Genomic DNA, 25,701 nt, shown 5'->3' on the forward strand with positions numbered 1-25,701 from the left:
AGTGCCTTTACGCCCTGGTAGTAAATTTTGAATACGTTCCCATTGGTCATCCCGTCTAGTCATTTAGAACATTCCTCTTGCCAGTGACTCTTGATGACCATACTATACTTTTAATGTCAATCTCTTTAATTGATGACACGCCCTAAAACTGTTGATGGAAAAGGGGTTAAAAATAGATGGGGGCGATCGCCTGGGCAAAACCATCATTTTCGCCCGCAACCACCAGCACGCGGAATTTATCGCCGAACGCTTCAACGCCAACTATCCGCACTACAAAGGGGAATTTTGTCAAGTCATCGACAGCAAAAACCCCTACGCTCAAAACCTCCTGGACGACTTTAGCGAATCTGACAAACAGCCAACCATCGCCGTATCCGTGGATATGCTCGACACCGGGGTAGATGTGCCCGAAGTCGTCAACCTCGTCTTTTTCAAACCCGTCTATTCCCGCATCAAATTCAACCAAATGATCGGGCGCGGCACTCGTTTGTGCAAAAATTTGTTCGGCCCCAGTCTTGACAAACAGGAGTTTTTAGTATTTGACCTGTGCAGCAACTTCGACTATTTCGACCAAGAGATCGCCGAAAGCAATGCCAAAATTCCCGAAAGTCTCAGCGCTCGCTTGTTCAAAAGGCGGTTAGAACTGAGTCAGTCCGTTACTAGCGCCCTCCAAGAAAGTTTATTGAACCAACTCCACCAACAAGTCGCCTCAATGCCCAAGGATAACTTTCTAGTCCGCCCCCACTTGGAAAAAGTGGAAGAATTTAGCCAGCGATCGCGGTGGAACCACTTAACAGAAGATGACCGAGAGGCGATCGCTCAATCTTTAGCCGGTTTGCCTGACAGTCTGCCCGACGAAAGCCACTTAACCAAAAGATTTGACCTGCTTTGTGTCAAGTTACAACTAGCTATTTTGAACCCAACCCGCGACTTTGAACTGTTGAGGGATAAGGTGAGAGATTTAAGTAGCAACTTAGAGCAAAAAGCCAACATCCCCATGGTGGCGCAAAAACTAGAATTAATTACCGAGATGCAGCAAGAGGAATGGTGGCGCGACCCGACTCCAGAGAGTATCGAACGTCTCCGCTGCGACCTCCGGGAGTTGGTTGAATTTGTTGATCGCTCCACCCAAGAGATAGTTTATACCGACTTTACTGACGAACTGGGAGAATTGCGCGAGGCAGAAGTTCCCACTGCCACCCCAGCATTCAGTCGCGAACAGTATCGCAAAAAAGTAGAAACCTACATCCGCAGCAACGAAAATCATGTAACAATTGCCAAATTAAAGCGCAACTTACCCCTAACCAATGAAGATTTAACAGAATTGGAAAAGATGTTATTCTCAAGCGACGCTATAGAAAACCGCGATAAGTTTGAGGAAGTTTATGGAGAAAATATGAGTTTAAAGCGATTCGTCAGGCAAATCGTCGGCTTAGATAGAAAGGCAGCAAAGGAAGCATTTAGCAAGTATTTAGACACCAATAATTTTAGTGGTAACCAGATTCGATTTATTGAGAACATCATCGATTATTTAACCCAAAACGGCGTAATGTCACCAGGTTTATTATATTATATGAAGTCCCATTTACCAACTAGCACAGTCAGGGGCTAGATGGCGTTTTTGGAGACAGTGATGTGGATACCATTATTGAAATCCTAAACGAGTTGAATACTAGGGCAGGATAAACCGTTGTCATTGCGATCGCATGGAAGCTTCGCTAACACGAAAAACGGTTTTCCTATTACCCATTACCTATTACCTATTATTGGGTGTGGACCTCGTGGGCAAAGTTTTCCCAGCGCACAAACTCGAAGGGGCCAGCAATCGAACCCCACACCCTTTCACCCGTTTCCAGGTCGCGTCCGCGATCTAAACTAATCAGTCCAGAAGGACTAACTTCAAATTCACTGTCAAGATAAGTAGTTTTGCCGTTACGAACAACTACGCAACCTTTTCCCGGTTCTACTTTGGCTTTGAAACTCTTGCCTGTCCATTCGACTTGGAAGGTGCATCCCGGCAATTTTTCGATCCGGTCTGCGGTGAGGTTCTGGAGGCGTTCCGGATGCCGAGATGCACCGTAGAATTCTTCTTCATGCAAAACTTTATGATTTTCGACCTCAATTTGATTATCCTTGAGGACAAAGTTGAGGACGCGGGTACGATAAGGTTGAGTAACATCTAGATGATAGGCTTGCTCTAGATATAAACTAATATTGCCCATGAGATCGAAGGGAAGCGGACGCATACAAACCCGAATATGAGCAAAAAAGGGCGGATTTTCAAAGGCTTGCTCTTGATTACTGAAGTCTGCGGCCATCCAGCGGGCGAAGGTGGCAATATCTGTAGAATGGGTCATAGGAATTAATCATTAATAATTGCAAAACTGAGACTGAGGCTTGATGCCCAGAGTCGAGTTTATCTGACAATTGTTTATCTGCAATTTCTCTGAGTCAAGAAACGAAGAGAGAGTGCATAATAAAACCAGAGTTAGGATAGACTGAGAGCTGAATGCCATGAAGTATCAACAGTTTCAAGCTTTTAATCACCTGAAAGCAAAACAAGTTTCAGAAAGTCTGTAACTGGGTAAACAGGGAACGATCGCCGCAGGCAAGCGAATTTTAAAACAAAATGTTCTCTGTCGGCAAATTATTTTTCTTCTCGAAGGAGAAGTCCAGGTTTCCCTAGAGACTTCCAAAGGGGAACACCTCCTCTCGACCCTCAAAGCTCCTACGGTGTTGGGGGAAATCAGCTTTTTTAGTGGTGAACCGAGTTCTGCCCATGTTACTACCCTTAGCCAGGTGAAGGTCATTGTGATTGACTTTGATGTTTTACATCAACAAGTCGTCGAGGGAGATCGCGTGACGGGTTTGATTCTATTAAATATGTCCGAAGCCATGGCCAAACGAGCTTCAGCCATGACGCGCCAGTTGTCAGAAATTTATGCTAAACAGCAGGAAATGGAAACCCAGGTCTCAGAGGTGCAACAAGCACGCACGGCAATGTTTGGAGAATGGAGCTTTATATAGATAGCACGAAGCGCTGGTAAGGGTTAATCTCTATTCCTCCACTCTCCGCATTTTCCTAAAAGCAACCCATGCATTAAACTATAGTAAACAGATATTTTAACCTTCATTTGGATTAACCAAGCGAACGTGACTGCCACTTTATCAACCCCGATCGGTCAAACTCATCCAAACTCGTCCGCACGCAGTATTTGGAAAGGATTAATTGAAACTTACCGCGCCTACCTTCCTGTAACTGAAAACACGCCTGTGGTGACCTTATTAGAAGGTAACACACCTCTGATTCCTGTGCCGGCGATCGCTGCTCAAATCGGAAAACAGGTTCAAGTCTGGGTAAAATATGATGGCTTAAACCCCACCGGAAGTTTCAAAGACCGGGGGATGACGATGGCAGTCTCGAAAGCGAAAGAAGAAGGCTCGAAAGCCGTGATTTGTGCTAGTACCGGCAACACCTCGGCCGCTGCTGCTGCCTATGCTAAACGGGGAGGATTAAAGGCATTTGTAATTATTCCTGAAGGCTATGTCGCCCTGGGTAAACTTGCCCAAGCCCTGCTCTATGGGGCAGAAGTTCTGGCCATTAAAGACAACTTCGACCAAGCATTGGCGATCGTACGTGAAGTCTCGGAAAAGTATCCAGTTACCTTGGTCAACTCCGTTAACCCCTATCGCCTCCAAGGACAAAAAACAGCAGCCTTTGAAGTCGTAGATGCATTAGGGGATGCTCCGGACTGGCTTTGTATTCCTGTGGGCAATGCAGGCAATATTACTGCCTATTGGATGGGTTTTTGTGAATATCATCAAGAAAAGAAATGTAGTCAACTGCCGAAAATGATGGGCTTTCAAGCGGCTGGCGCGGCCCCAATTCTGGCCGGACACCCCATCGAACATCCAGAAACCCTCGCCACTGCGATTCGTATTGGGAACCCTGCCAGTTGGGATCGGGCAGTGGCAGCCCAAGAAGCCAGTGGTGGCCAATTCCAAGCCGTTACCGATGAAGACATTCTCAATGCCTATCGCCTGTTAGCCTCCGAAGAAGGGATTTTCTGCGAACCGGCTTCTGCCGCTTCGGTGGCTGGGTTATTGAAGGTGAAAGACCAAGTCCCAGAAGGAGCCAAAATTGTTTGTGTTCTCACTGGCAATGGTTTGAAAGACCCCGACACAGCGATTAACCATAGCCAAAATCCATGTCATCAAGGCATCGAACCCGATCTAAAGTCTGTCGCTGCTGCCATGGGATTTTAAGGGAATAGGGAATAGGGAATAGGGAATAGGAAGTCCTCCCTTCTTCCCTATCCTCCTACTCACCAACGCAGAGCGTTAGAGCCAATTCCCGACCATGACAAAAGAGGCCCAGAAGAAAGGTTCACGAAAGCTTTTACTCTCTAGGAGTTTAAGCTGCGCCTGGCGAAGGGCTTCAGCTTTGCCAATACCCGGTTGACGCAAGTCTTCATAGAATTGGGCCATCAGTTGAGCAGCAACTCGATCGCGAACCGGCCAAAGACTGGCAATGGTGGAGCGGGCCCCAGATTTGACAGCAAATCCGGCTAAACCTAAAGCTGCGCGATCGTCTCCGGCGGCAGTATCGCAAGCACTCAAGACTAATAACTCTAGGTTATCTTTACTCCGGCGGCGGTCTTTGAGTACTTCGGATAATTCTCGCACATTTAATTGTCCATCCCATACCAGTAAAAAGGTATTTTCTTGAGTCGAGCCGAATTGTCCATGGGTAGCTAAGTGAACTACATTGGGATGGTCTCGTTTTAGTTTCTGTACCAATTTGTCTCGCGTAAAGGTTTGGTTGAGTAATTGAGTCGCCTGGATAGTATTGGAAATCTCTTGGACTTCATGTTTTACTTCTGGGAGAGCAGCAAATCCATCGATTGCCTCACTAATGCCACCCACAAGAGCCTCAATCTCTTGTTCTTCTAGTTGCTTGGCTGGTAGCAGTTGCAAACCTGGAGACAAAGCGATCGCATATTTTTCGATCAGATACTGTTGTCCGTCATGGAGGGCGGCTACAGGCACGCGCTGGAGGAGATCGTCAAGCACAAACACTAGGGTGTTGTGACCTTGTAATGCATTATCTTCTTCTGCGGGCCGAATCAACCAATCATAGATCTGTTGGGAGGGTTCTAATCGTTTAGTATTATCTGAGACAGGATGTAGGGTAGCAAAAAAGGTTTGGAACGTTTGGGTCGCCTCCTTTTGAGAAATGGAATGAGTGTAGTAACGGATGGGTTCGGATGCAGCAGAGACGAGGACGACGAGGCGATCGCGAAGCATAATCACATACAGGAGAGCCGCATCGGGGTCAATGGCATCAATTTGTTGGGGTTTGGCTTCTAAACAAGCATCTTCAAAAAAGTCATCGAGTTCTGCCAATTGTAGGCTCTCAATTAGGTTGCGGACTTCCGCTAATTCGGTTTGACCGGGATGATTATCTAACAGGAGTCCGACTAATTCTCGGTAAACCGGTTCCACACTTTCGCGAAAGGAAAACTGAATCTCCCGATCAACCCCGACTAAGTCACCTCGCAATGCTTGCAGAGCATCAATGGCTTCTCGGTAAGCGGAGATCGCCTCTGTCTGATTTCCTTCTTGTTGCAGTACCCGGCCCAAATTCCAAGCTGCTTGAGAAATAATGACATTGGCTTGCATTGCCTGACCGAGTGACAGAGATTGTTTGAGTAAATTTTCCCCTGCTGAGGTTTGTCCTTGTCGAGCATATAGTGCGCCCAATTGTTCTAGAGCATAGGCTTCTGCTGTAGCATCCTTCAAACTACGGGCATCTTGCACCGCAGCACCTAGAAGCTTGGCGACTTTGGACGGTGGTAGGATGGTTTCTGGCCGTTCAAGGGTATTTAAAGTATGGGTAAAGTTAACCGTTGCGTAGATGCTAGAGCGGCTGGCAGGCAATGTATCAATTTGCTTTTGGAGAGAAGTTGCAATTGTTTGGGTCTTTTTCTGCTCTCCAAGTTCTGTATACATTTGTAGGAGGTTAAGTTGTGCGTCTAACCGAGTCTTTCCATTCTTGGCCGTGCGGTCCGCTTGTTGATAATAATACAGAGCATCAGGGGTGTTGTTCTGGTCAGCGGCAATATTCCCTAAACTTAATAAAATTGGACTCAGTTCGCTGTCTGCGTTGATCTGTTCTGCGAGAATCAAAGCCTGATCTAGAACTTGGCGTGCATCGTTCCGATATCCATTCAGATGTAAGGCATTTCCCAAACTATGGAGTGTTTGAATTTTGAGCAGTGAATCATCAAGCTGATTGGTTTGTTGCGCGATCGCCTCAAGAGTATCATAGGCTCGGCCATAATACCCCAAACCATGCCAGACTCGCGCTTGGTTCAGTTGGCTCCCCACCACGCCTTGACGGTCTCCAGCTTCTTGGTAGTAGCTTTCTGCCATCTCCCAAGTGTCTAAAGCCTTTTGAGTTTGTCCCAAATAGAGAAAAAGATTGGCTTGCGTATTGAGGACTTGGCCCCAAAGAAAGGCTTGTGGCTCAGGGTCAGACTCTAAGATCTCGATACTCTCTTCAATGGCTTCCTGGGCTGGTTCTGGACGATCTAGTTTTTGATAAGCGGAGGCGAGATAACTTAAACTCAAGGCTTGATAGGCATCATCTCCTGCTCTCTCATAGCCCTGTGCTGCTTGCTTCCAAAGTGTAGCCGCATCTGCAAAGCGACCTAACTGATAGAGTTGACGACCTTGCTCCAGAGGAGTGGAGGTTTGGGCAGAGGGGACAGAAGTGCGATTGGGAACGATCGCGATCGCGCTTTGAATAGACAAAGCGAGACCGATAGTCACCAATGCAATTAAAAGATAATTCCAGTAACGTCGTAATTTTCCGATCATAGTGTTCTGTTTAAGACGTAGTGTTGTTGAACACTTAGAAAATAGCTCATTTCCTCTGCCGATGGGAGGGGTCAGACCCCCCTTCCTTAAATCATCAATGCACTCCTCCACCCCTTTCTCTGTCTGGGACAGGTTTAGAACCCAACGATTTAATTATTAAATTCTTCTATAGCGCTGCGCTTCGCGTTCGGAAGTGGAGAGTACGCATTTCGCAGTAATAGGCAATCTTTCCATCTCCGCGTCCCCCTATCCTCTTTTCTGACTATCGATACTTATGTTTATGTTGTATATACATAGATATATCTTATCAACGAGAGGTTGACTTTAGTAGGGGATCATCTATTATGTAGATATAACGAATAAGCTAGTATCACACCATAAATAGATTCACCTAGCACTTAAGGCAGATTGAGGGCATTAATACATGAGAAAAAGACCAGGACTAATCCGTGGGAACACTAGAGTCCTGCGGGAAAAAGAACAAGTGACCTTAAGCAGTAAACAGCAAAAACAACAGGGAAACCGTATGGTTCAGGAGACTTCGCAACTGTTTGGAGAACAACCATCTAAGGAAAAGGAGCGATCTCCTCTTCCGAGGCATGAAAATGAAATCGTAACGGTGGGCGATGAGAACCTCACCATCACAGACATAGCTGAAGTTGCTCGCCAGGGGACTTTAGTTCAATTGTCGGATGCAGAAGAACTATTAGAACAAGTTAAGGCTGCTCACAACTATATAGAAGATGCGGTGGCTCAGAACAAAGCCATTTATGGAGTAACCACCGGTTTTGGTGGCATGGCGGATACCGTTATCTCCTCCCAAGAAGCAGCCGAACTGCAAAACAACTTGATTTGGTTCCTCAAGTCAGGAGCGGGAAAACCATTGCCCCTAGCCGATGTCCGAGCAGCAATGCTGTTACGGATGAACTCGCACCTTAAAGGAGCATCCGGGATTCGACTAAAACTGATTAAACGGATGGCTACCTTTCTCAATCAAGGGGTTACCCCCCACGTCTACGAGTACGGATCGATCGGAGCGAGTGGAGATCTAGTGCCCTTAGCTAGGATTACAGGCGCATTGATTGGTGTGGATGACTCATTTACGGTTGATTTTCAAGGGCAATCGATGCCTGCCCCTCAAGCCTTGCAAAACCTGGGGTTGAAGCCGTTAATCTTGCATCCAAAAGAAGGGTTAGCGATGACCAATGGGACATCGGTGATGACAGGTATTGCTGCTCTGTGCGTTCACGATGCCCAACAACTGTTAGCCTTAGCCATGGGGACTCATGCCCTCTTTGTGCAAGGATTAGCTGGAACCAATCAATCCTTTCATCCCTTTATCCATGACTTGAAACCTCATTCAGGTCAAAAGTGGGCTGCTGCTACGATGCTCGACCTTTTAGAAGGCTCCGTATTATCGCGAGACGAACGGCAAGAACGGCAGCACTTTGAACGAGAGAACTTAATGCAAGACCGCTATTCTCTGCGCTGTCTCCCTCAGTATCTTGGACCCATTGTGGATGGACTAAGGGAAATTGCGGGACAAATTGAAGTGGAAATGAACTCGGTTACTGACAATCCCTTGATTGATGTTGATAATCAAACTACGTACCACTGCGGAAACTTTCTCGGTCAGTACGTCGGTGTAGGGATGGATCGACTGCGCTATTATCTGGGACTTTTGGCTAAACACCTGGATACGCAGATTGCTCTTCTGGTCGCCCCAGAATTTAATAATGGTCTTCCCCCTTCGTTGGTTGGTCATACTGGCCGAAAGGTAAATATGGGCTTAAAAGGATTGCAAATTACCGGCAATTCCCTAATGCCCCTTTTAACTTTTTTTGGTAATTCTATTGCAGACCGATTTCCCACCCATGCTGAACAGTTTAATCAGAATATTAACTCTCAAGGGTTTGCTTCTGCAAACTTAACTCGGCAAGCGATTTCCATTTCCTATCAATATATGGCTGTGGCTTTAATGTTTGCTGTGCAAGGCGTGGATCAACGAACATACAAAATTTCTGGCCATTACGATGCCAGGGAATGTCTTTCTCCTGCTACTGAAAAGCTCTATAGTGCTGTCCGAGCAGTGGTAGACAAGCCTCCTTCAACCAGAAGACCATACATTTGGAATGACCGTGAGCAATCCCTGGATTATCATATCGCCTGTATAGCAACAGATCTAGAACAAGGGGGTCTCATTTTGCAGTCCCTTCAAAATATGGGTTTGTCTTAAGGCTGATTAGGAAGTAGCTAGCTTTTCTAGATTCCACTCTAATGGCTTAGGTACAATTGTTTGGGTTACTACTGGTACCATATTTTTCTTTGCTAGAAAATAGTACAATAAGAATGGGTGGCTAAACTATAGTTCCCCTAATATTCTAACAAAGATGGACTGGTTCGCTGTGACATGGATCACTAAAGTGCTCCTAAACTCTGAATATCTACCTAAGCATTTTAACAACAAAGATGGGCTAGCCGTCTGTGACACAGATCACTAAACCATTCCCTTTTGCCAAACTTGTAAGTTTCAATATGATTCAATTTCTCTATTCATTGAATAATTCCTTGCACTCCGAGGAATTGGAAGTTCCTGCGCCTTGGGGAGTCGGCCCTTGTGGAAGTGGGAGTGGAGAATTACCAATCGGGAACAACAAACAAAAAGGGAACTCCCGACTCCCTAGCGCACAGCATTCTCTCCATTCCCGAAATTTTTATCCTAAAAGACAACAGTCATGAACATTACAGAACATTTGGAACGCGATCGCAAAATTTTTCCCCAGCGAGTCGCCCTACGGTTTGAAGGACAGGAATTTACCTATCAACATTTGGATGAGTTGGTCAATCGCATGGCCAATGGACTGAAGCACTTGGGTGTGGAAAAAGGCGATCGCGTGGCGTTATTTTTGCCCAATATCCCAGAATTTGTAATTGCCTATCTGGGCAGTCTCAAGATTGGAGCAGTAGTGGTTTCGCTCAATGTAATGCTCAAACAGGACGAAGTACTCTTTATCCTCAATGACTGTGAAGCCAAAGCGATCGTTACCACTCAAGACTTGAGAGTGCAAATTTTGGCAGATGACCTTGCCCATCTCCAGCACATTTTAATTGCAGAAGGCAAAGCAGAGGAAGACGTGAGTTTGACCCGTTTACTCGCTCGCATGTCTCCTCATGCCAAGGCTCTCTCCATGCAGCTTCAAGACCCAGCCGCTATTATCTATACGTCAGGAACCACTGGATTCCCGAAAGGCGCAACCCTCTCCCATGGCAATGTAGTCTCCAATATGCACTCAGTGAAGCATAATTGCCAGATTCAGCCCCATGATAAGTTGCTGCTGTATTTACCCCTCTTCCACTGTTTTGGGCAAAATTTCATCCTCAATGGAGGACTCAATGCAGCAGCCACCATTGTCTTACAACGTCGCTTTGACCCAGAGAAACTGGTGGAAACCGTACAACACGAAGGCATTACCATGTTCTTTGGCGTACCCACAGTATTTGCCAAGCTGCTGGACATGCAGTTGCCTCCCTTAGCCCTGAGAACCATCCGCTACTACTTCAGTGCAGCAGCAGTTCTGCCCGCTGAACTGACCAAACGGTGGCAGCAGCAGTACGGCCAATGGGTGCATGAGGGCTATGGGTTAACCGAAACCTCACCGTTCTCCTGCTATAACCACGATTGGCACTATAAATTGGGTTCCATTGGAATGCCCATTGAGAATGTGGAAATGCAGGTTGTCGATGCCAAAGGTGAGCCACTGCCCCCTGGTGAAGTTGGAGAATTGGTGATTCGCGGCCCGAATGTAATGCTGGGATATTTCAATAATCCTGAAGAGACAGCCAAAGTCTTAAAAGATGGATGGTTCCATTCTGGAGATTTAGGTCACATGGATGAAGATGGCTATTTCTACATTGTCGATCGCCTCAAAGACATGATTAATCGGTCTGGGTTCAAAATTTATCCAGCAGAAGTAGAACGAGTTCTTTACCAACACTCGGATGTGATGGAAGCAGCCGTCTATGGCGCTCCCCATCCTACCAAGGGAGAAGTAGTAAAAGCCAAGGTGCGCTTAAAAGCGGGGCGATCGCTCAAAGCCAAGGCATTGCAAGCATTTTGTGCCGATCGCATGGCCAAGTATAAAGTGCCCAGTTCCATTTCCTTTGTAGACAGTCTGCCCAAGAATGCTACGGGCAAGATTCTCAAACGAGTGTTGCGAGAAGAAGAACTCGCTCTCAAGAAGAAATAGGAAGTCAGGAGTAGGCAGTATTGCGATCGTAAAATGCCGACTTCCTACTCTATCCGATAACGTTATCCCTCAAAAAGCTAGTAATTAATGCAAGAAGAAAATCATGGGAAAAGAAATTTTTGACGATGATTCGAGTCTGGCGAAAACTATCGCCCCTCTCTCAGAACCCTGCATAGAAGACAAAGAACAATTGGATCAAACAGAATGCCGGATATCTGTAGCACAAGCGGTTGTAAAAATGCTGGAACTGTTTGATATTAAAAAAGCTTTTGGGGTTTCTGGTGGTGCGATCGCTCCAGTTTGGAATGCTTTAGAACAAAGTTCGATTCAAGTATTCCATTTCCGTCATGAAGCAGGAGCTGCATTTGCTGCAACAGAAGCCTATTTTGTCAATAGTGAAACCGTTGTGGTGTTTACAACTACTGGCCCTGGACTAACGAATGCTTTAACAGGGTTATTTACCGCTCGATCAGAGGGAGCGAAAGTGATCCTAATTTCTCCTTGCACATCTGCTGCTCAACGAGACCAGTTTGCGTTTCAAGAAACCAGTCTTAGCACCATGCCTTCCGACTTTTTTAGTACAGGTACTTTGTTTGACTTTGCTACCATTCTTGAATCTGAGGCTCAATTGCCCATGATCCAAACCAAGTTCGCTAAAGGGTTGGCTCACTCAGATGGCTTTGTTGCTCATATCAGTATTCCCATGGCAGTTGAATCCCATTTAACTGATATCTCCTTACCCCAGATCAAAACGGCTTACTCAACAGTTAGGGCCCGCAAAAGAGAGATTGCCCATTGTGCAAAGTTATTACGTGAAAAGTCTTTTGCCATTTGGCTCGGCTTTGGAGCGCGGGGAGCTGCTAAACAGATTCGCAAACTGGCTGAACGTATGGATGCTCCCGTGATCTGTTCCCCTCGCGCAAAAGGGATTTTTCCTGAAGATCATCCTCTCTTTCTTGGAGTCAGTGGGTTTGGCGGACATTCCTCTGTCCTCACCTATATGCAAGAGTATCTTCCTAAGCATGTATTAGTTTTGGGAACGCACTTGGGAGAATTTACTTCATTCTGGAGTCCAACTATGGTGCCACAGGAGGGATTTATCCAAGTAGATAGCAACCCCTCAGATGCTTATTCTAATTCTGCCAAATGCCTGGCAGCCATCCAGTCTGATGTCAAAGTATTTCTGAAGCAGCTACTTGAGGCTTTACCCAAAAAGACTGTTGAGTCAACACCCGTATCTTTGCCTCGGCCAGAGTATCTTGTCCCGATGAACCCCCAGTCTAGTGGACTTGTACGACCCCAAGTGCTGATGCAGGCCATTCAGAACATCATTGTGGATGGCAGCGATGCTGTAGTGATGACGGAAGCTGGCAGTTCTTTTGCTTGGGGAACTCATACCTTACGTTTCAAAGAGCCAGGTCGCTATCGGGTCAGTATGGGCTTTGGTTCGATGGGTCATGCAGCAACAGGAGTTGTGGGTGCAGCTTTGGCCTTGCAAGACGAGGCGGACTCAGCACGTAAGGCAGTCGCCATTGTCGGAGATGGTGCCATGCTGATGAATAGTGAGGTAAATACGGCTGTCACATATCAGATTCCTGCGGTCTGGATTGTTCTTAACAATAGAAACTACAACTTGTGTGACCAAGGAATGAAGGCATTGGGATTCAAGAACGTTAATGCGGGGATGACGCAAACTGATTTTGCACTTGTCGCTCGTGGAATGGGAGCCAAGGGGGTTCGCATTACCCAAGAGACCGAGATTGAGAAGGCTTTAGCAGAAGCCATGAAAGCGACAGAGCCTTTCGTAATTGATGTAGAGATTGACCCCACAGTACCTGCTCCCCTTGGAGAACGAGTGAAGAGTTTGATGGCTCAAGGGGCACGGGAATCCAAAGGACTTCCGTCCTAGCCCTTTCATTCTGTAGGTTGGGGAAAGAGAATTTTACCTGACAATATCAACCCAATCGACACAAATCCCCCCCAATTTTACAGCTACTGATAATGTATTCAATTAAGGAGACAAATCATGTTAAAATCTGTAGGAATTCGTTCTATTGCTGTCAAATTTCCGAGTGTTATTCGCACCAATAATTACTTTCTAGAACAGTATCCAGAGTTGGTTTCGAGTGCAGAAGAAAGAAGTTTAGCTCGAGCTTTTTCTGCCGATCGCTCAACAGCTCTAAGCAATGATTTTGATCGGGCAATGGCCCCCTATCTATCCGATCCCTTTCGAGGTGCTGTCGAACGGCGAGTGTTGGGAGAAGGAGAATCCCCATTAACCTTAGAGTATGGTGCTGCTGTGGATGCACTAGAGGCAGCCAAATTGCAGCCGGAAGAGATCGATCTGATGATCGTTGCTTCATTTATGTCGGAAAATTATGTTCCTCCTGGTAATGCTGCCTACTTGCACAAACAATTAGGATTGCACTGTCCGGCTTGGAATCTTGAATCTGCTTGTTCAAGTGGATTAATTATCCTCGAAACAGCTTGTGCGATGGTTAATTCAGGTAACTATAAAAATGTGTTGGTTGTTGTATCCAATACCTATTCTCGCGTTTCCCCAGAAGATGATACGGTTTCTTGGTTTATTGGAGATGGAGCAGGGGCAATGGTTGTCAGTCACCTCAAAGAAAATCAAGGAATGTTGGGAATTAAAGTGGTCGATACAGCTCGAACCTGTGGTGCTTTCCAACACCTCATTACAGTTGATAACGAGGGAAACCCCAAAGTGATTATGAAAACCAACAAAGAAGGAGGAAAGAAGATTCGGGAAACGGGTACCGAATATATTCTCTCATGTTGTAGAGGAGCTGCCGTTGCCGCAGGTGTGAGTTTGCAGGCGATCAATTTCTTTGCCTTCAATACTCCCTTAGCTTGGTATGCAGACTTATGTATTCGGACATTAGGACTCGATCCAGACCGCACGATTAACCTCTATCCTCAATATGCCAATATTGGGGCTGTTTTACCAATTGCTAATTTGTATCATGGAGCGCAGACTGGAAAAATCAAGGAAAACGATTTAGTTCTGATTTACACCATTGGATCGGCTTCTACAGCAGGGGCAATGGTCATGCGTTGGGGAGATGTTGCACTCGGCGCTGCACCTGTTCCCTCACCAAGTTCTGTCCAGAAAGTGGCGGTAGCCGTTTAATCTGAATCCCTGTTAGGTGCGTCATACGAGTCTATTTAATACTTATCTCTGTTTAACAGACGTACCCTCCTCATTCTTCCCTCAATAAACGTATCTTTTGTTCAGTTTCTTCATCCAATCAAAGGAGTTGTCATTATGTTGAATCAATCCGTAGGAATTCGTTCATTAGCGATTAGCCTTCCAAGTGGAGTTCGCACCAACGATTTTTGGCGCAAAAATTATCCAGATTTAGTCAAGCAAGCAGAACAACTGACTTTAGCGAAAGCCTTTGCTCCTGAAAAATCAGATTCTAACGAAGCTAATCTTTGGATCGAAGAGATGATCCCCTATTTATCCGATCCATTTCGAGGTTGCGTGGAACGCCGAGTAATTAGCAATGGAGAAGATGTTCTAACCTTGGGATATCAGGCTGCTTGCCAAGCCCTTGAAGCAGCAGATCTGACTGCGGAAGATATAGATTTAGCTATTGTCAACACGATGATGCCTAAAGGAATTATAGTAGGCGATGCAGCCTTTTTTGCTGGCAAACTTGGGCTACACTGTCCTGCTTGGAATCTTGAATCTGCTTGTTCTGCTGCAATGGTTGCCCTTCAGACAGCCTATGCTCAAGTGCGTTCTGGAGAGTGCCGTAATGTTTTAGTAATTACTTCTGCTGCTTACAGTGATTTTCTGGTTCCCAATGATACTCTTTCATTTTTGATGGGTGATGGTGCCAGTGCTTTTGTCGTCAGTGAAGTGAACACTAATTACGGAATCCTTGGCAGCAAAATTCTCAATACTAGTGAAACTTGGGGAGGATTTGATGTTCACGTCTTGAATGATCGTGGCAAAGTGCAAATGCAAATGCAACCAACAGAGAATGCAGGAGCTGTACAGCAGTCTGTCAATAAACATTTTTGCACTTGCTGTGAAGGCGCTGCTACTGCTGCGGGAGTTACACTTGACAAAATTAATTTTTTTGTGTTTCATGCTCCTATGGCTTGGTATGTCAAGTCTTGCACCCGCGCTCTTGGTATTGATCCAACTCAGACAATCAACCTTAACTCATATCTGGGTAATATTGGCCCTGTGTTACCGCCAATGTACTTATACTTTGCTGCTCAGGCTGGTCGCATTCATGAAAACGACTTAGTCCTCCTCTATGCTATTGGTTATTCTGGAAATAGTACTGCATTCGTCATGCGCTGGGGCGATGTGGCGTTAGGCTCACTCCCCAAAAACTCAGAAAAAATCCTCCAGGCAGCTCGTAGCCAAGCCCCTATGACTGTAGCTGCCTAATATCAGCTTCTTTAGGGTCCATCAGTAGATACTGCCTTGGATATCCAGGGGGGTTTAAGACCCGCATCTACCCATTTTGTAAGGACGCGCCCCTGGATATAGAAGAAACTGGGTTTCTAGCCCTTGCTCCCTTGGACTCCTCTCAGGGAGCGCAACAACGAATAATCATTAATTGTTAAGGGCAAACCCCCTGATGATTGCCTCCACGGAAATAGCGTACTGGCTTTGACCAGTCTACATACAGTTCCATCGTGCCATCGGGCAGCCGTCGGGCTGCATTAGCCTCGATAATCGGAGGTACGGGTTGAGGTCGTTGTGTCGCTGTTCTGTCCATGTAGGGAGCAGGGTCTCGGATATCATGCCAGATAGTCACGCCAGAGCGTCTGATGCGGGGATTTTGTGGCATTCCTCCCCGTCCACTGACGACAAAACGACTATCGCCCACTGCATCGCACCCTTGAACGATTATGGTCTCTGGGTCAATTACTTCTGATTCTAATTCGGTATCTTGTTCGGTAGGATTGACATTGGGATTAGAAATGGTGACTGTCCCACTGAGTCCAAACTGGGAACTAGCCGTAATATCGCTCAACGAGGTTAAGTCTTCCCGGAATTCTAAGCCCAAGATACTGTTACTAACAATATTAATATTGCCCCCATTGCCTTCAAACGCATTGGCAACGATATCACTGTTTTCTTCAGAAATGGCAAACACAAAGGGACTGTTAATCGTAATATCCCCTCCATTGCCTGCACCTCCAGCTTCCGTAGAAATCAACCCACCATTGCGCAAGAGGAGAACATCGCCCACTCTTAGCTCAATGTTGCCCCCTTCACCCGAAGCCGTTTCTGCCGTTAACCGTCCGCGATCGCGTAACTCTAGGCGATCGGCTTGCAATTGTAAGTCCCCCGCATTGCCAGTGCCTTCATTCCGAACCGTGATTTCTCCCTCATTCAGCAGTTGTACCTGGTTGCCTTGAATCGTAATTTGCCCCGCATTTCCTGATATCTCTTCCCCTTCATTAGCTAAAGCACCCGCAGAAATTAAGCCTTCCCGTTGAATGAGCAGTACATCAGAAACCGTCAGATCAATATCTCCCCCTTGTCCTAGGGCAGTGGTAGCGGTAACTTTCCCTTCATCGCTTAATTCTAGACGTACCGCTTGAATTGTCAGGTCTCCCGCATTTCCGGTTCCGTTGTTGCGAACCGTGATTTCCCCTTCATTGAGCAGTTGAATCAGATTAGCATTAATCGTAATATTGCCAGAATCGGCGGACAAGGCTTGACTTTGCACCCCGACTTCTCCCACTTCCGTGGAAATTAAGCCTCTATTGCTGACTAACAGCATATCCCCGACTTGCAAATCAATCTTACCACCTCCACCAGAAGCAGTCGCTGTAGTAATTTCTCCTTTGTTTATGACCTCAATACGGTTGGCTTGAATTTGGAGGTTACCTGCTGTGCCAGTGCCTGGATTACCTACACCGATTCTTGCCCCATTAGAAATAGTTAAATGAGGGGTGTTAATGGTCAAACTACCTGCATCCCCAGAAGGACGATCTGGGACTCCCAAAGCTTGACGAAACACTTCTGGGAAAATCAGAGCATCTGATACAATTTCAGCTCGCAGTTCCCCTTCCTCTGTTTTTCCAGTACCATTGACTTCTATAGAATTACTGGCATTGATAATGAGGCTTCCTGCCGATCCTTGAGCCAAAGTTGAAGTGCTGATAGTTGCTCCATCTTGGACAACTAATCTAGATGTTTCTACTGATATTTTTCCTGCATTTCCTTCTCTAATTGCTCCACTACCGATACTTGCTGGTCTCAAGCTTTGAGGAACAAATCCACTCAATACTATGAAATCAGAATTTATAGTAATATTTCCACCTTGTCCAGCACTTAAACTGCTAGTAGAAATTTGCCCTCCATCTAAAGCTACAATATCTTGAGCATCAATCGTGATATTCCCAGCATTACCTTCTCCTGCTGTCACAGCAACCAAACTGCTGAAAATCTCTGGATTATCACTGGCAAAACCATTTACTTCTATCCCATCAGCCGCATTGACCGATACATCGCCTCCATCCCCGCTTCCATAGGTTTTGTTATGTATAATTCCTCCTCCTGATAGCAACAGGTTCCCCGTAGAAATATTCGTTTGCCCTCCTGCTCCCTCACTTACCGTTTCATTAAATAAGAGACTTGGAAATGTCTGTGCTACATCAGTTCCACTGACTTCCAATACCTCACTCGCATTCACCGTTAAGTCACCCGCAGAACTTGAACCACTATTTTGAATCAATCCTACTGACCCTCCTGTGAGGCGCACTTGCCGTCCCACCATCTCAATGGCACCGCGTCCTAATCCACTGGCATCCACTGCGGCCTGTTGTGATAAATTAATGTCCCCAAAACGTTCTACTCCCTCATATCCCAATCGCCATCCTCTCTCTACAGAGGTTAGACTCACTTGTCCTTCACCCACTCCCGCTAGAGCAATATGTCCTTCGGGCGCTCTAACTACTCCCCCAACTAAGTTCACTTCTCCCCCAATTAAGGCTAAAGTATTTCCCGAACTTACCTCCAACCCAGGATTGGCCTCGCTGCGGTCTACTGGAGAGGTCCGAATACTTCTAATCGTCAACCCATGTCCTTCTCCTTCCACCTGAATGGGAGCTGGATTATCCATATTAAAATTTAACCCAATCGGAGAATTGATGGTCAACAACGGTTCCTCGCTAGGGTCGTTCGTATTGAACACTACCCCATCATTAAAGATAATCTGATTGGCTGTTGTGCCAAAAAACGACCCACCCAACCTCAACTGCGCTCCCGAACCAAATCGAATTCCTGCCGGATTAATCAGGAATAGATTCGCTGTTCCTTGGGCTTCAATCAACCCATTAATAAAGGATTGATTCCCCCCAGTCACCCGACTAAAGATATTTTGAATATTAGGACTATTCAGGAACACTGCCGAACCCCCAACAGGAACTGAGAACTCCCGGAAACTATGAAACAAATTCTGTCCCGCAGTCGTTCCCCCATCAATCATAAAATGGGGATTTCCATTTACCCTCGTTCCCAATGAGCCATCAGGAACTACCTGAGCGAAGGTGGGTGAAGCAGTAAAGGAAAAAGTCACAGCAACCAGTGTCGTTGAAAGAGTGAGCCAAGTCCGTTGCATAGCTATGCTCCAGATGAAACGCTTTGCCTCGAACCTATATCTAGATAGCATGATTGTCAAGTAAATAATTAACCTTTATTAAGTATTAACAACGCCAATATTCTTCATTCCTGTCGTTGTTATACTCCCAATCCGTAAAGTTGAGAAAGGCGGCTTTAGTAGATGAGTGCTGGTTTCTTGGGGTTTTAATTCTCCGGAGAATAATACCTTATCTAATATTTATCTATCAATTGAGTTTGATCTTTTTAGCTTTTCTGAGATAGAAAAACATTGTGAAAGCAAGAATTTACTGCTAGACTACACTCGATCCCACTGGCCCTGAGCGGAGTCGAAGGGAGGGGGATAACGCACCAAAAAGTATCCTGGTTATAATTTATGCTTAATCGAGTTCAATTTAGCCGTAAAATAGGTCTTTTTTTAGCAACTGTGGTGCTATTAGAAGTCAGTCCAAGACCAGTTCTTGCTTATCGGAAATCTAGTCCAATGATTGCAGATGCGATCGCTCTAACTGAGTCTCCTTCCTCCCCCTTACCCCTGGATTCTCGAGGCATAAAAATTAGCCAGCGCATTACCCCTCCGATCCCTCAACCGCAACTGCCGAGTGAACCTCTACCTCCTCCAGAAGAGATCTTGATTCCTCCTGAATCTCCAGAAGACTCAGAAATTATACCGTCGGAAGGAGAAAGTAATTTTTGGATTGAGAGATTTGAAATTGAGGGGAATACAGTCTTTAGTAATGAGGAATTAACAGAAGCGCTTGCCTCTTTTCTCCAGCAAGAGTTAACCTTGGTTGAACTGTTAAAAATTCGGTCAGTTATTGCTGAACTTTATAGCCGTGAGGGTTACATTTCTTCTGGAGCGATTTTTCCTCTGCAAAGAATAACTGATGGGACGCTAAAAATTCAGGTTATTGAAGGCAGTTTAGAATCGATTGAAGTCATTGGAGTGCGTCGCCTCAGTTCTAACTATATTCGTAGTCGCCTCGCTTTGGTGGGTTCCCCTCCACTAAATATCAACCGCGTATTAGAAGGGATGCAACTGTTGCGCTTCGATCCTCTCATAGAGAGCATTACCGGCGAACTGCAAGCGGGGAGTAGCCCACAAACCCGCATATTGGTGGTCACGGTTACGGAAGCTGATAGTTTTACGATTACTACTAATCTGGATAATGCTCGCGTTCCTAGTGTGGGTACGTTTCGCCGACAATTGCTGATCGAGGAAGGCAACTTAACGGGTTTGGGGGATAAAATTCTCGGTATTTATACGAATACAGATGGCAGCAATATTTTTGATTTTAACTATACCTTGCCCTTGAATGCTAGCAATGGAACCTTGAGTGCTGGGTTTGGCATTAGTCGTAGCCGTGTGATTACAGAGCCTTTCGATCGCCTGGGGATCACTTCTGCCTCTAACTACTATAGAGTCAGTTATCGCCAGCCGCTTATTCGGACGACTCGACAAGAACTTGCTCTAGGATTGACGTTTTCTTGGCAAGATAGTCAAACGGAATTAGAGCTGGATGATATTGGGCCTTTTCCCCTTTCTCCTGGAGCTGACGATCGCGGTAGCACCCGTATTGCTGCTCTGCGATTTTTTCAGGAATGGACAACCCGGAGCGAACGGGATGTTGTCAGTTTGCGATCGCAATTTAGTTTCGGTTTAAATCAACTCTTTAATGCCAGCCGTAACGAAGCTCCTCCTGACAGTAATTTTTACACTTGGCGGGGACAAGGACAGTGGGTGCATTTATTGGCTCCTGATATGCTATCGATTGTTCGTACCGATATCCAACTAGCCGATCGCCCTCTGGTTCCTTTGGAGCAAATGGGATTAGGTGGAGTAGACACTGTGCGTGGATATCGTCAAGAAACTCTACTGACGGATAATGGAGCTTTATTCTCAGCAGAAGTGCAACTGCCTGTGGTGCGAGTTCCCAGAGTCCAAGGGATTTTACATCTGATTCCCTTTATTGATCTTGGAGTTGGCTGGAATGAACAGGATTTAGATCTCGAAGAAAACTTCTTAGCTGGAACGGGTTTAGGATTATCTTGGCGGATGAGCGATCGCTTCATCGCTCGAGTAGACTGGGGTATCCCACTAACTTCCCTTTCCTCTGACGGCGAGAGTTGGCAAGAAAATGGCGTTTATTTTTCTATCCTCACGAATTTTTAAAATTTCATGGAACCCTAGGCTTCTTGTACGAGAACATAGGGTTGGACAATAAGAGCCTCAAACTGTTGATCTTCAACACGCTCCCAATGATTTAATTGTTCAAGGGTGGGTTTAGCGATCAATTGTTCGCTAATCCAGTGTTGTACGGAAGTGAGTTGATCCGTGGCGATCGCCACTCCGACATCGACTAAATCTAATCCTTGAGTCACCACTACCACATTATCCCTAGCAATATGAGGCTTGAGCCATTGCCATTGTGCGCGATCGATTTCTTGCGCGAGACGTTCCCTAATGTCTTCCATATTTGAGGTTATCTATTCTAATTTTGCACCTGCTTATTCTACCGTCCTAAGTCGTGGAGTGCATGGATAGCATCTTTACAGACTTCAGTCATTCGCTCTAACTCTGCTCGTTTCGTTGTTTTTGGAGGATCGATCAAAGAGCCAATACGGACGGTAATCGGAACAGAGCGCGGGAGAGGAGTCTCTTTAACGAGGATGTTTTCCGTACCCCATAAACTAATCGGTAATAGGGGCGCTCCAGCTTTAGCCGCAATCATAGCTGCGCCTAATTTCGGCACACTAATGCGACCGTCTTTAGTCCGAGTGCCTTGTAAAAATAATCCTGTCGCCCACCCTTCTTCTAAAGCAGATAGGGCATTACGAATAGCACTGCGATCGGCGGCTGCCCGTTCAACGGGATAGGCTCCATATAAGCGGATAGCTTGTTTTAATACGGGAACTTTAAATAATTCTTCCTTGGCCATAAAAGCGACCGGTCGACGCACACAGTTGGAGAGAATGGGCGGATCGAAATAACTGGCATGGTTACTGACAATGACTAACGGCCCCTCCTGGGGAACATTTTCCGCCCCATAAATCTGGCCTTGAAAATACACATGCAGCATGGGACTGACCACAGACCACTTGAAGATGTGGTAAAGAATAAGACTTTTCAAGGGTTCGCGGTTTTGAGTCATGGTTTTGAGAACGAATCGGGATAGGGAAGAAAAGGTTTAGAGATTTTATCAAACTGAGCAGCTCTTTAGGGTTTTACTTTGATTAATTTATTGAGTCTAAGCTGATGGGAGGGACTTAACAGCGCTTGCCAGGCGAGCAGGACAACACCGAGGGTTCCTAATGCACTTCCAGAGGCGATCGCAAAGATAATGATAATTTGATACCGCACTGCATCTAAGGGACTAGCTCCAGCTAAAATTTGACCGGTCATCATCCCTGGCAAATTGACCACTCCCATCACCATCATCGAGTTAATGATCGGAATCATGCCGCGCCTAACGGCTTGTTTGACTTCGGCATGGGTGGCTTCCCATCGGGTTGCTCCTAAGCTCAGAAGAGTTTCAATTTTGCCCTGATTCGTCACTAAACTCTCCATAAATTGCTCTAATCCTAAGGACACTCCATTCAAAGCATTACCTAAAATCATACCCAATAGGGGAATTAAATATTGGGGATCGTACCAGGGATTGACTTGAATTACAGCCAGGATAGAGAATTGGGTAATGAAGAACGCAGCCACCAAAATGGAGAGGAAGGAGCGCCAATAGATACCCACAAAGCGCCTTGAGGTGCGGTTAACGCCAGACATTCCCGCGATGCTGGTCATCAGGATAGCCAGCAGTAAAATGGCGATCGGATTCGATAAGGAAAATAGCCAATTGAGGACATATCCAATTAACAATAATTGGACGACCATGCGAATCGTGGCGATCGCTAAGGTTTTCTCTAATCCTAACCGTAAACCCACCGATAATCCCATATTGATGAGAATTAATAGGGATGAACTGACCAATTGAATCTCACTAATCGAAATCGTGCTCTTGGACATGAATTCTTACCACTTCATCATCGGTAATGGGTTAAGGAGATTGTGCTTAAATTCTTCTTTAGTTAATCGCAATAAGTTTTGATGAAATCCAAGATTAGGAAAGGTTTTAAAGACTTCTTTAATATAAATTCTCGGTAAACCAAACGATCTCCACCCCTGAGACACATCCACCCAATCTCCTTTTCTAAACACTTCCACTAACGGATACTCGCAGTTACGAACACGGGTGAATTTGTGGTGTAAATCGATCATGAGCGAAATTTCCGTTGACCATGACTCCTTACCTTGATTTTTGAGGTAAGTTTTAGCTAATTCAATCGATGGCGGTAAATAGTCCACCGTATCATCTGGCCAAATCCCCAGATCGTGAAAACAGCCAGCAATAATCAACTTTTCTCGATCGTCCTCCTGGCAATTATGAAAAATAAAGCAGAAATTCAATACTCGATAGACATGGTTTTTATATGGCTCGTATTGACTGCCGATCGCGGATTTCCACTCACCGAGAATGGATTCTAATAGGGGGATATTGGTTTCTATGCACATAAAGTGTACTAAAAGTTTTTCATCGCCCGTTGAATTTGCCGTTGATCGTCACGGCGTTTGATGTCTTCTCGTTTATCATGGAGTTTTTTCCCTCGACCTAAACCGACGGCTACTTTAACCCATCCTTCTTTTAAATAAAGCTTGAGGGGAATTAAGGTTAAGCCTTTCTGTTCCACTTTACCGATGAGTTTACGAATTTCCTCTTTATGTAATAACAACCGGCGGGTTCGTAAGGGGTCATGGTTAAAGTAATTCCCTGTGGTTTTGTGGGGAGAAATATGCACATTGAGTAAGACGGCTTCTTGATTACGAATTAACACATAGCCATCGCGAAGATTAACCCGTCCTTCGCGAATCGATTTGACTTCGGTTCCCCGCAGTTCAATTCCGGCTTCATAGGTTTCTAATATTTCATATAGGTATCGTGCTTGCCGGTTATCGCTTAAGATTTTATGTCCACTGCCTGTTTTAGCCATAGTTTTTCCTCGACATACATTATTTTCCAACCGCTCCATCCCCGTAAATCCCTCTTGGGAAGGGAGGCTTTTTCTACGAGTTTATCCCTCTCAATTCCTTTTAGACAGCCTGACTTTCTCTATTGGCTCTCTTTTTAAGGGGGATAGGCTAGAGCGAGATTAAATGTGCTATACCTTACTCTTTACTCAACGACAATACACCATTCATAGAGATCGTAGGTGACACAATGGTTAAGAATCAAGGGATCTTGCTCGACGATTGCCTCTGCTTCTTCCCAAGATTTGGCTTCAAATACTAACATGCCACCGCCTCGTCTGCGCCAATATCCACTCCGCGCTTTATATCCTTTATTCACGAGGTCTTGAACAAAGGCTTTGTGGGCGGGAACATACCGATCGAATGTCGCTTTATCGACGATTCCAGATTCGATTTTGGCAAACCAAGGCATGATCGAAGAAGGATTATGAATTTTTGGGTGATTCTTTTTTATTTTAGCGATGAATAGCAAAATGGAGCGTTTTTTTGTGGCTCTTGTGGTTCCCTCTGGGTTTCAGGAGGAAGTGGAGCAGATTAAGCAGGAGTTTAGCGATCGCTACCAGAGTCGCAAAGCCTTTAATTCTCCTGCCCATATTACCCTACAACCGCCGTTTGAGTGGGAACCCGGCAACATCCAACAGGTGGAAGAGTCCTTAGAAGATTTTGTAGGTAATACTTTCCCCATCCCCATTCAGCTCGACGGGTTCGCGGCCTTTCCCCCCAAGGTCATCTATATCAATGTGGTCAAAACCCCTGAACTGATGGCCCTGCAATCTGCCTTGATCCACCATCTTCAAAGTACCCTCCCCTCCATCAAACGATCCTCCCATCCCTCCTTTACCCCCCATGTCACCGTTGCCTTTCGGGACTTAACCCCCAAGAACTTCCGCCAAGCCTGGCCCAACTTTGAGCATCGTTCGTTTCAAGGTAAGTTTATCGCTTCTAGTCTGACCCTCCTACGCCATAACGGTCAACGTTGGCAGTTGTTTGATGAGTTTCCCTTACCCGAAGAAATATAAAGTTTTGTTACGAATACTGGACATTTTGCAAAACCGTATATTAGACTACAGAAAGTTAAAGATAAATCGTTCATCTTACTTTACTTCGTTTGTCGAGTAAGACGGAAGTAAGGAGAAATCCTGAAGGAACGCGCCTCTGTTAACGATGAAACAAAGCGAGTTTGATTATCTTAGGAGGCGAAAGCTATGGAACTTTGTTATCGCGGACTTACCTATAATTACAATCCCCCCACTATCGAAATGGGAGAGGAAAAGGTTGGTGGAACCTATCGCGGTTTAGAATGGCGGTTCCGCAACATCAAGAAAGCACCAGTGATGCAGACCAACCTGGATCTCAAATATCGTGGACTAAGGTATCATGTCGGCAGTGAAGTGAAAGCACCGCAAGCTATTCCAGAGGTGGCACCAGTTACCCCAGTGGTTGCTGCGGCAGCATCGATGGCTGGATCGGTAGCGGAAACAGCCAGAGCTTTAATGATTTCTCGCGATCGTAGCATCAAAATCCGTCAACAAGCCATGCTCGGCCGTTTAGCCACAGAAGTGGGTTTAACTGCTGATTCTGGAAAATATTGGAGTCGCATTCAAGGTAAAATCCAACCCACATTCCGGGTGAACTATGAGCATCATGTAGGTTCCTACAGCTAGAAACGCTGTTTTAGATTAGCTCTTAGTTGGTATATTTTGAGTATCGTCTCCCTCCAAGGCTCTTGGAGGGAGCTTTTTAGGATTTATCCCTCTTTTGTAACTGTGCGGAATCAAGTAGGAATTATAGTGAATTCGATGAGCTAGTAAGGGCTTATCCCTCTTCTATCACTCTAGGCAGAGGAAAATAAGAAATCAGGCTCAAGGGAG

Annotated in this window: 19 protein-coding genes, 1 pseudogene and 1 riboswitch; of the genes and pseudogenes, 11 read left to right on the forward strand and 9 right to left on the reverse strand. The window is 45.7% G+C overall.

Features of this window, described 5'->3' with window-relative positions:
• Positions 1-139: 139 nt before the first annotated feature.
• Positions 140-1,686, forward strand: a pseudogene (locus tag AC3A14_RS16270) (type I restriction-modification enzyme R subunit C-terminal domain-containing protein); the annotation flags it as partial.
• Between the two features lie 77 nt (positions 1,687-1,763).
• On the opposite strand, the gene AC3A14_RS16275 reads toward AC3A14_RS16270, so the two are convergent.
• Positions 1,764-2,357 carry a chromophore lyase CpcT/CpeT gene (locus tag AC3A14_RS16275; RefSeq protein WP_318733094.1) on the reverse strand — a complete coding sequence of 198 codons (594 nt, stop codon included), beginning with the start codon at positions 2,355-2,357 and terminating at the stop codon, positions 1,764-1,766.
• Between the two features lie 241 nt (positions 2,358-2,598).
• Between AC3A14_RS16275 and AC3A14_RS16280 the strand changes: the two genes are divergently transcribed.
• Together AC3A14_RS16280 and thrC are read left to right on the forward strand one after the other, a co-directional pair.
• Entirely contained in the window at positions 2,599-3,027 is a 429-nt protein-coding gene (locus tag AC3A14_RS16280) for a Crp/Fnr family transcriptional regulator (protein WP_318733106.1), read from the forward strand.
• 150 nt (positions 3,028-3,177) lie between these two features.
• The gene (gene thrC / locus AC3A14_RS16285) at positions 3,178-4,266 is read left to right on the forward strand and encodes a threonine synthase (protein WP_271938533.1); all 1,089 of its coding nucleotides are present in this window, start codon (positions 3,178-3,180) and stop codon (positions 4,264-4,266) included.
• Between the two features lie 75 nt (positions 4,267-4,341).
• Here the strand turns inward: thrC and AC3A14_RS16290 are convergent, their stop codons facing one another.
• Positions 4,342-6,882 carry a CHAT domain-containing protein gene (locus tag AC3A14_RS16290; RefSeq protein ID WP_318733096.1) on the reverse strand — a complete coding sequence of 847 codons (2,541 nt, stop codon included), beginning with the start codon at positions 6,880-6,882 and terminating at the stop codon, positions 4,342-4,344.
• Between the two features lie 424 nt (positions 6,883-7,306).
• Between AC3A14_RS16290 and AC3A14_RS16295 the strand changes: the two genes are divergently transcribed.
• The 5 genes from AC3A14_RS16295 to AC3A14_RS16315 all read left to right on the forward strand — a co-directional run bounded on the left by AC3A14_RS16295 (position 7,307) and on the right by AC3A14_RS16315 (position 15,561).
• Positions 7,307-9,118: an HAL/PAL/TAL family ammonia-lyase gene (locus AC3A14_RS16295; protein WP_318733097.1), complete on the forward strand. Its 1,812-nt coding sequence runs from the start codon at positions 7,307-7,309 to the stop codon at positions 9,116-9,118.
• Between the two features lie 499 nt (positions 9,119-9,617).
• Positions 9,618-11,129 carry a class I adenylate-forming enzyme family protein gene (locus AC3A14_RS16300; RefSeq protein WP_318733098.1) on the forward strand — a complete coding sequence of 504 codons (1,512 nt, stop codon included), beginning with the start codon at positions 9,618-9,620 and terminating at the stop codon, positions 11,127-11,129.
• Positions 11,130-11,232: 103 nt separating this feature from the next.
• A complete protein-coding gene (locus AC3A14_RS16305) occupies positions 11,233-13,038 on the forward strand; it encodes a thiamine pyrophosphate-dependent enzyme (RefSeq protein WP_318733099.1) in 1,806 nt (601 codons plus the stop codon).
• A 117-nt stretch (positions 13,039-13,155) separates the two neighbouring features.
• Entirely contained in the window at positions 13,156-14,283 is a 1,128-nt protein-coding gene (locus AC3A14_RS16310; protein ID WP_318733100.1) for a 3-oxoacyl-ACP synthase III family protein, read from the forward strand.
• 135 nt (positions 14,284-14,418) lie between these two features.
• Positions 14,419-15,561 (forward strand): 3-oxoacyl-ACP synthase III family protein, encoded by a 1,143-nt coding sequence (locus AC3A14_RS16315; RefSeq protein WP_318733101.1) that lies wholly within the window; start codon positions 14,419-14,421, stop codon positions 15,559-15,561.
• 175 nt (positions 15,562-15,736) lie between these two features.
• Here AC3A14_RS16315 and AC3A14_RS16320 read toward each other — a convergent pair whose 3' ends face one another.
• The gene (locus tag AC3A14_RS16320) at positions 15,737-18,751 is read right to left on the reverse strand and encodes an S-layer family protein (RefSeq protein WP_318733102.1); all 3,015 of its coding nucleotides are present in this window, start codon (positions 18,749-18,751) and stop codon (positions 15,737-15,739) included.
• 375 nt (positions 18,752-19,126) lie between these two features.
• On the opposite strand from AC3A14_RS16320, the gene AC3A14_RS16325 reads away from it, so the two are divergent.
• Positions 19,127-20,923 (forward strand): ShlB/FhaC/HecB family hemolysin secretion/activation protein, encoded by a 1,797-nt coding sequence (locus AC3A14_RS16325; RefSeq protein WP_318733103.1) that lies wholly within the window; start codon positions 19,127-19,129, stop codon positions 20,921-20,923.
• Between the two features lie 14 nt (positions 20,924-20,937).
• Here the strand turns inward: AC3A14_RS16325 and AC3A14_RS16330 are convergent, their stop codons facing one another.
• From AC3A14_RS16330 to AC3A14_RS16355, 6 genes are all read right to left on the reverse strand, one after another.
• Positions 20,938-21,225: a DUF2288 domain-containing protein gene (locus tag AC3A14_RS16330; protein WP_318720001.1), complete on the reverse strand. Its 288-nt coding sequence runs from the start codon at positions 21,223-21,225 to the stop codon at positions 20,938-20,940.
• A gap of 38 nt (positions 21,226-21,263) precedes the next feature.
• Positions 21,264-21,902, reverse strand: a complete 639-nt coding sequence (locus AC3A14_RS16335) for a lysophospholipid acyltransferase family protein (RefSeq protein ID WP_318720002.1) — start codon at positions 21,900-21,902, stop codon at positions 21,264-21,266.
• 65 nt (positions 21,903-21,967) lie between these two features.
• Positions 21,968-22,771, reverse strand: a complete 804-nt coding sequence (locus AC3A14_RS16340) for an ABC transporter permease (protein ID WP_318720003.1) — start codon at positions 22,769-22,771, stop codon at positions 21,968-21,970.
• A gap of 6 nt (positions 22,772-22,777) precedes the next feature.
• Entirely contained in the window at positions 22,778-23,317 is a 540-nt protein-coding gene (locus AC3A14_RS16345) for an HD domain-containing protein (RefSeq protein WP_318733104.1), read from the reverse strand.
• 8 nt (positions 23,318-23,325) lie between these two features.
• Positions 23,326-23,793, reverse strand: coding sequence for an SsrA-binding protein SmpB (smpB, locus tag AC3A14_RS16350; RefSeq protein ID WP_271943609.1), 468 nt, complete (start codon positions 23,791-23,793; stop codon positions 23,326-23,328).
• Positions 23,794-23,975: 182 nt separating this feature from the next.
• Positions 23,976-24,242 (reverse strand): YciI family protein, encoded by a 267-nt coding sequence (locus tag AC3A14_RS16355; RefSeq protein ID WP_318701312.1) that lies wholly within the window; start codon positions 24,240-24,242, stop codon positions 23,976-23,978.
• A 61-nt stretch (positions 24,243-24,303) separates the two neighbouring features.
• Here AC3A14_RS16355 and AC3A14_RS16360 point away from each other — a divergent pair, with 61 nt between their 5' ends.
• On the forward strand, positions 24,304-24,849 hold the full coding sequence (locus tag AC3A14_RS16360) for a 2'-5' RNA ligase family protein (RefSeq protein ID WP_487779063.1): 546 nt from the start codon (positions 24,304-24,306) through the stop codon (positions 24,847-24,849).
• 65 nt (positions 24,850-24,914) lie between these two features.
• A riboswitch (Glutamine riboswitch) is annotated at positions 24,915-24,984 on the forward strand.
• A 51-nt stretch (positions 24,985-25,035) separates the two neighbouring features.
• Complete coding sequence (gene gifA / locus AC3A14_RS16365; RefSeq protein ID WP_318701314.1) at positions 25,036-25,494, forward strand: glutamine synthetase inactivation factor IF7A; 459 nt, start codon at positions 25,036-25,038, stop codon at positions 25,492-25,494.
• Positions 25,495-25,701 lie beyond the last annotated feature (207 nt).

The sequence above is a fragment of the Roseofilum sp. genome (assembly GCF_982964205.1).

Coding starts and splice junctions, on each gene's coding strand:
- AC3A14_RS16295 (WP_318733097.1), top strand. CDS start 7,307: ATGAGAAAAAGACCAGGACTAATCCGTGGGAACACTAGAGTCCTGCGG.
- smpB (WP_271943609.1), bottom strand. CDS start 23,793: ATGGCTAAAACAGGCAGTGGACATAAAATCTTAAGCGATAACCGGCAA.
- AC3A14_RS16360 (WP_487779063.1), top strand. CDS start 24,304: ATGGAGCGTTTTTTTGTGGCTCTTGTGGTTCCCTCTGGGTTTCAGGAG.
- AC3A14_RS16275 (WP_318733094.1), bottom strand. CDS start 2,357: ATGACCCATTCTACAGATATTGCCACCTTCGCCCGCTGGATGGCCGCA.
- AC3A14_RS16320 (WP_318733102.1), bottom strand. CDS start 18,751: ATGCAACGGACTTGGCTCACTCTTTCAACGACACTGGTTGCTGTGACT.
- AC3A14_RS16355 (WP_318701312.1), bottom strand. CDS start 24,242: ATGCCTTGGTTTGCCAAAATCGAATCTGGAATCGTCGATAAAGCGACA.
- AC3A14_RS16305 (WP_318733099.1), top strand. CDS start 11,233: ATGGGAAAAGAAATTTTTGACGATGATTCGAGTCTGGCGAAAACTATC.
- AC3A14_RS16300 (WP_318733098.1), top strand. CDS start 9,618: ATGAACATTACAGAACATTTGGAACGCGATCGCAAAATTTTTCCCCAG.
- AC3A14_RS16325 (WP_318733103.1), top strand. CDS start 19,127: ATGCTTAATCGAGTTCAATTTAGCCGTAAAATAGGTCTTTTTTTAGCA.
- AC3A14_RS16345 (WP_318733104.1), bottom strand. CDS start 23,317: ATGTGCATAGAAACCAATATCCCCCTATTAGAATCCATTCTCGGTGAG.
- AC3A14_RS16330 (WP_318720001.1), bottom strand. CDS start 21,225: ATGGAAGACATTAGGGAACGTCTCGCGCAAGAAATCGATCGCGCACAA.
- gifA (WP_318701314.1), top strand. CDS start 25,036: ATGGAACTTTGTTATCGCGGACTTACCTATAATTACAATCCCCCCACT.
- AC3A14_RS16310 (WP_318733100.1), top strand. CDS start 13,156: ATGTTAAAATCTGTAGGAATTCGTTCTATTGCTGTCAAATTTCCGAGT.
- AC3A14_RS16290 (WP_318733096.1), bottom strand. CDS start 6,882: ATGATCGGAAAATTACGACGTTACTGGAATTATCTTTTAATTGCATTG.
- AC3A14_RS16315 (WP_318733101.1), top strand. CDS start 14,419: ATGTTGAATCAATCCGTAGGAATTCGTTCATTAGCGATTAGCCTTCCA.
- AC3A14_RS16335 (WP_318720002.1), bottom strand. CDS start 21,902: ATGACTCAAAACCGCGAACCCTTGAAAAGTCTTATTCTTTACCACATC.
- AC3A14_RS16340 (WP_318720003.1), bottom strand. CDS start 22,771: ATGTCCAAGAGCACGATTTCGATTAGTGAGATTCAATTGGTCAGTTCA.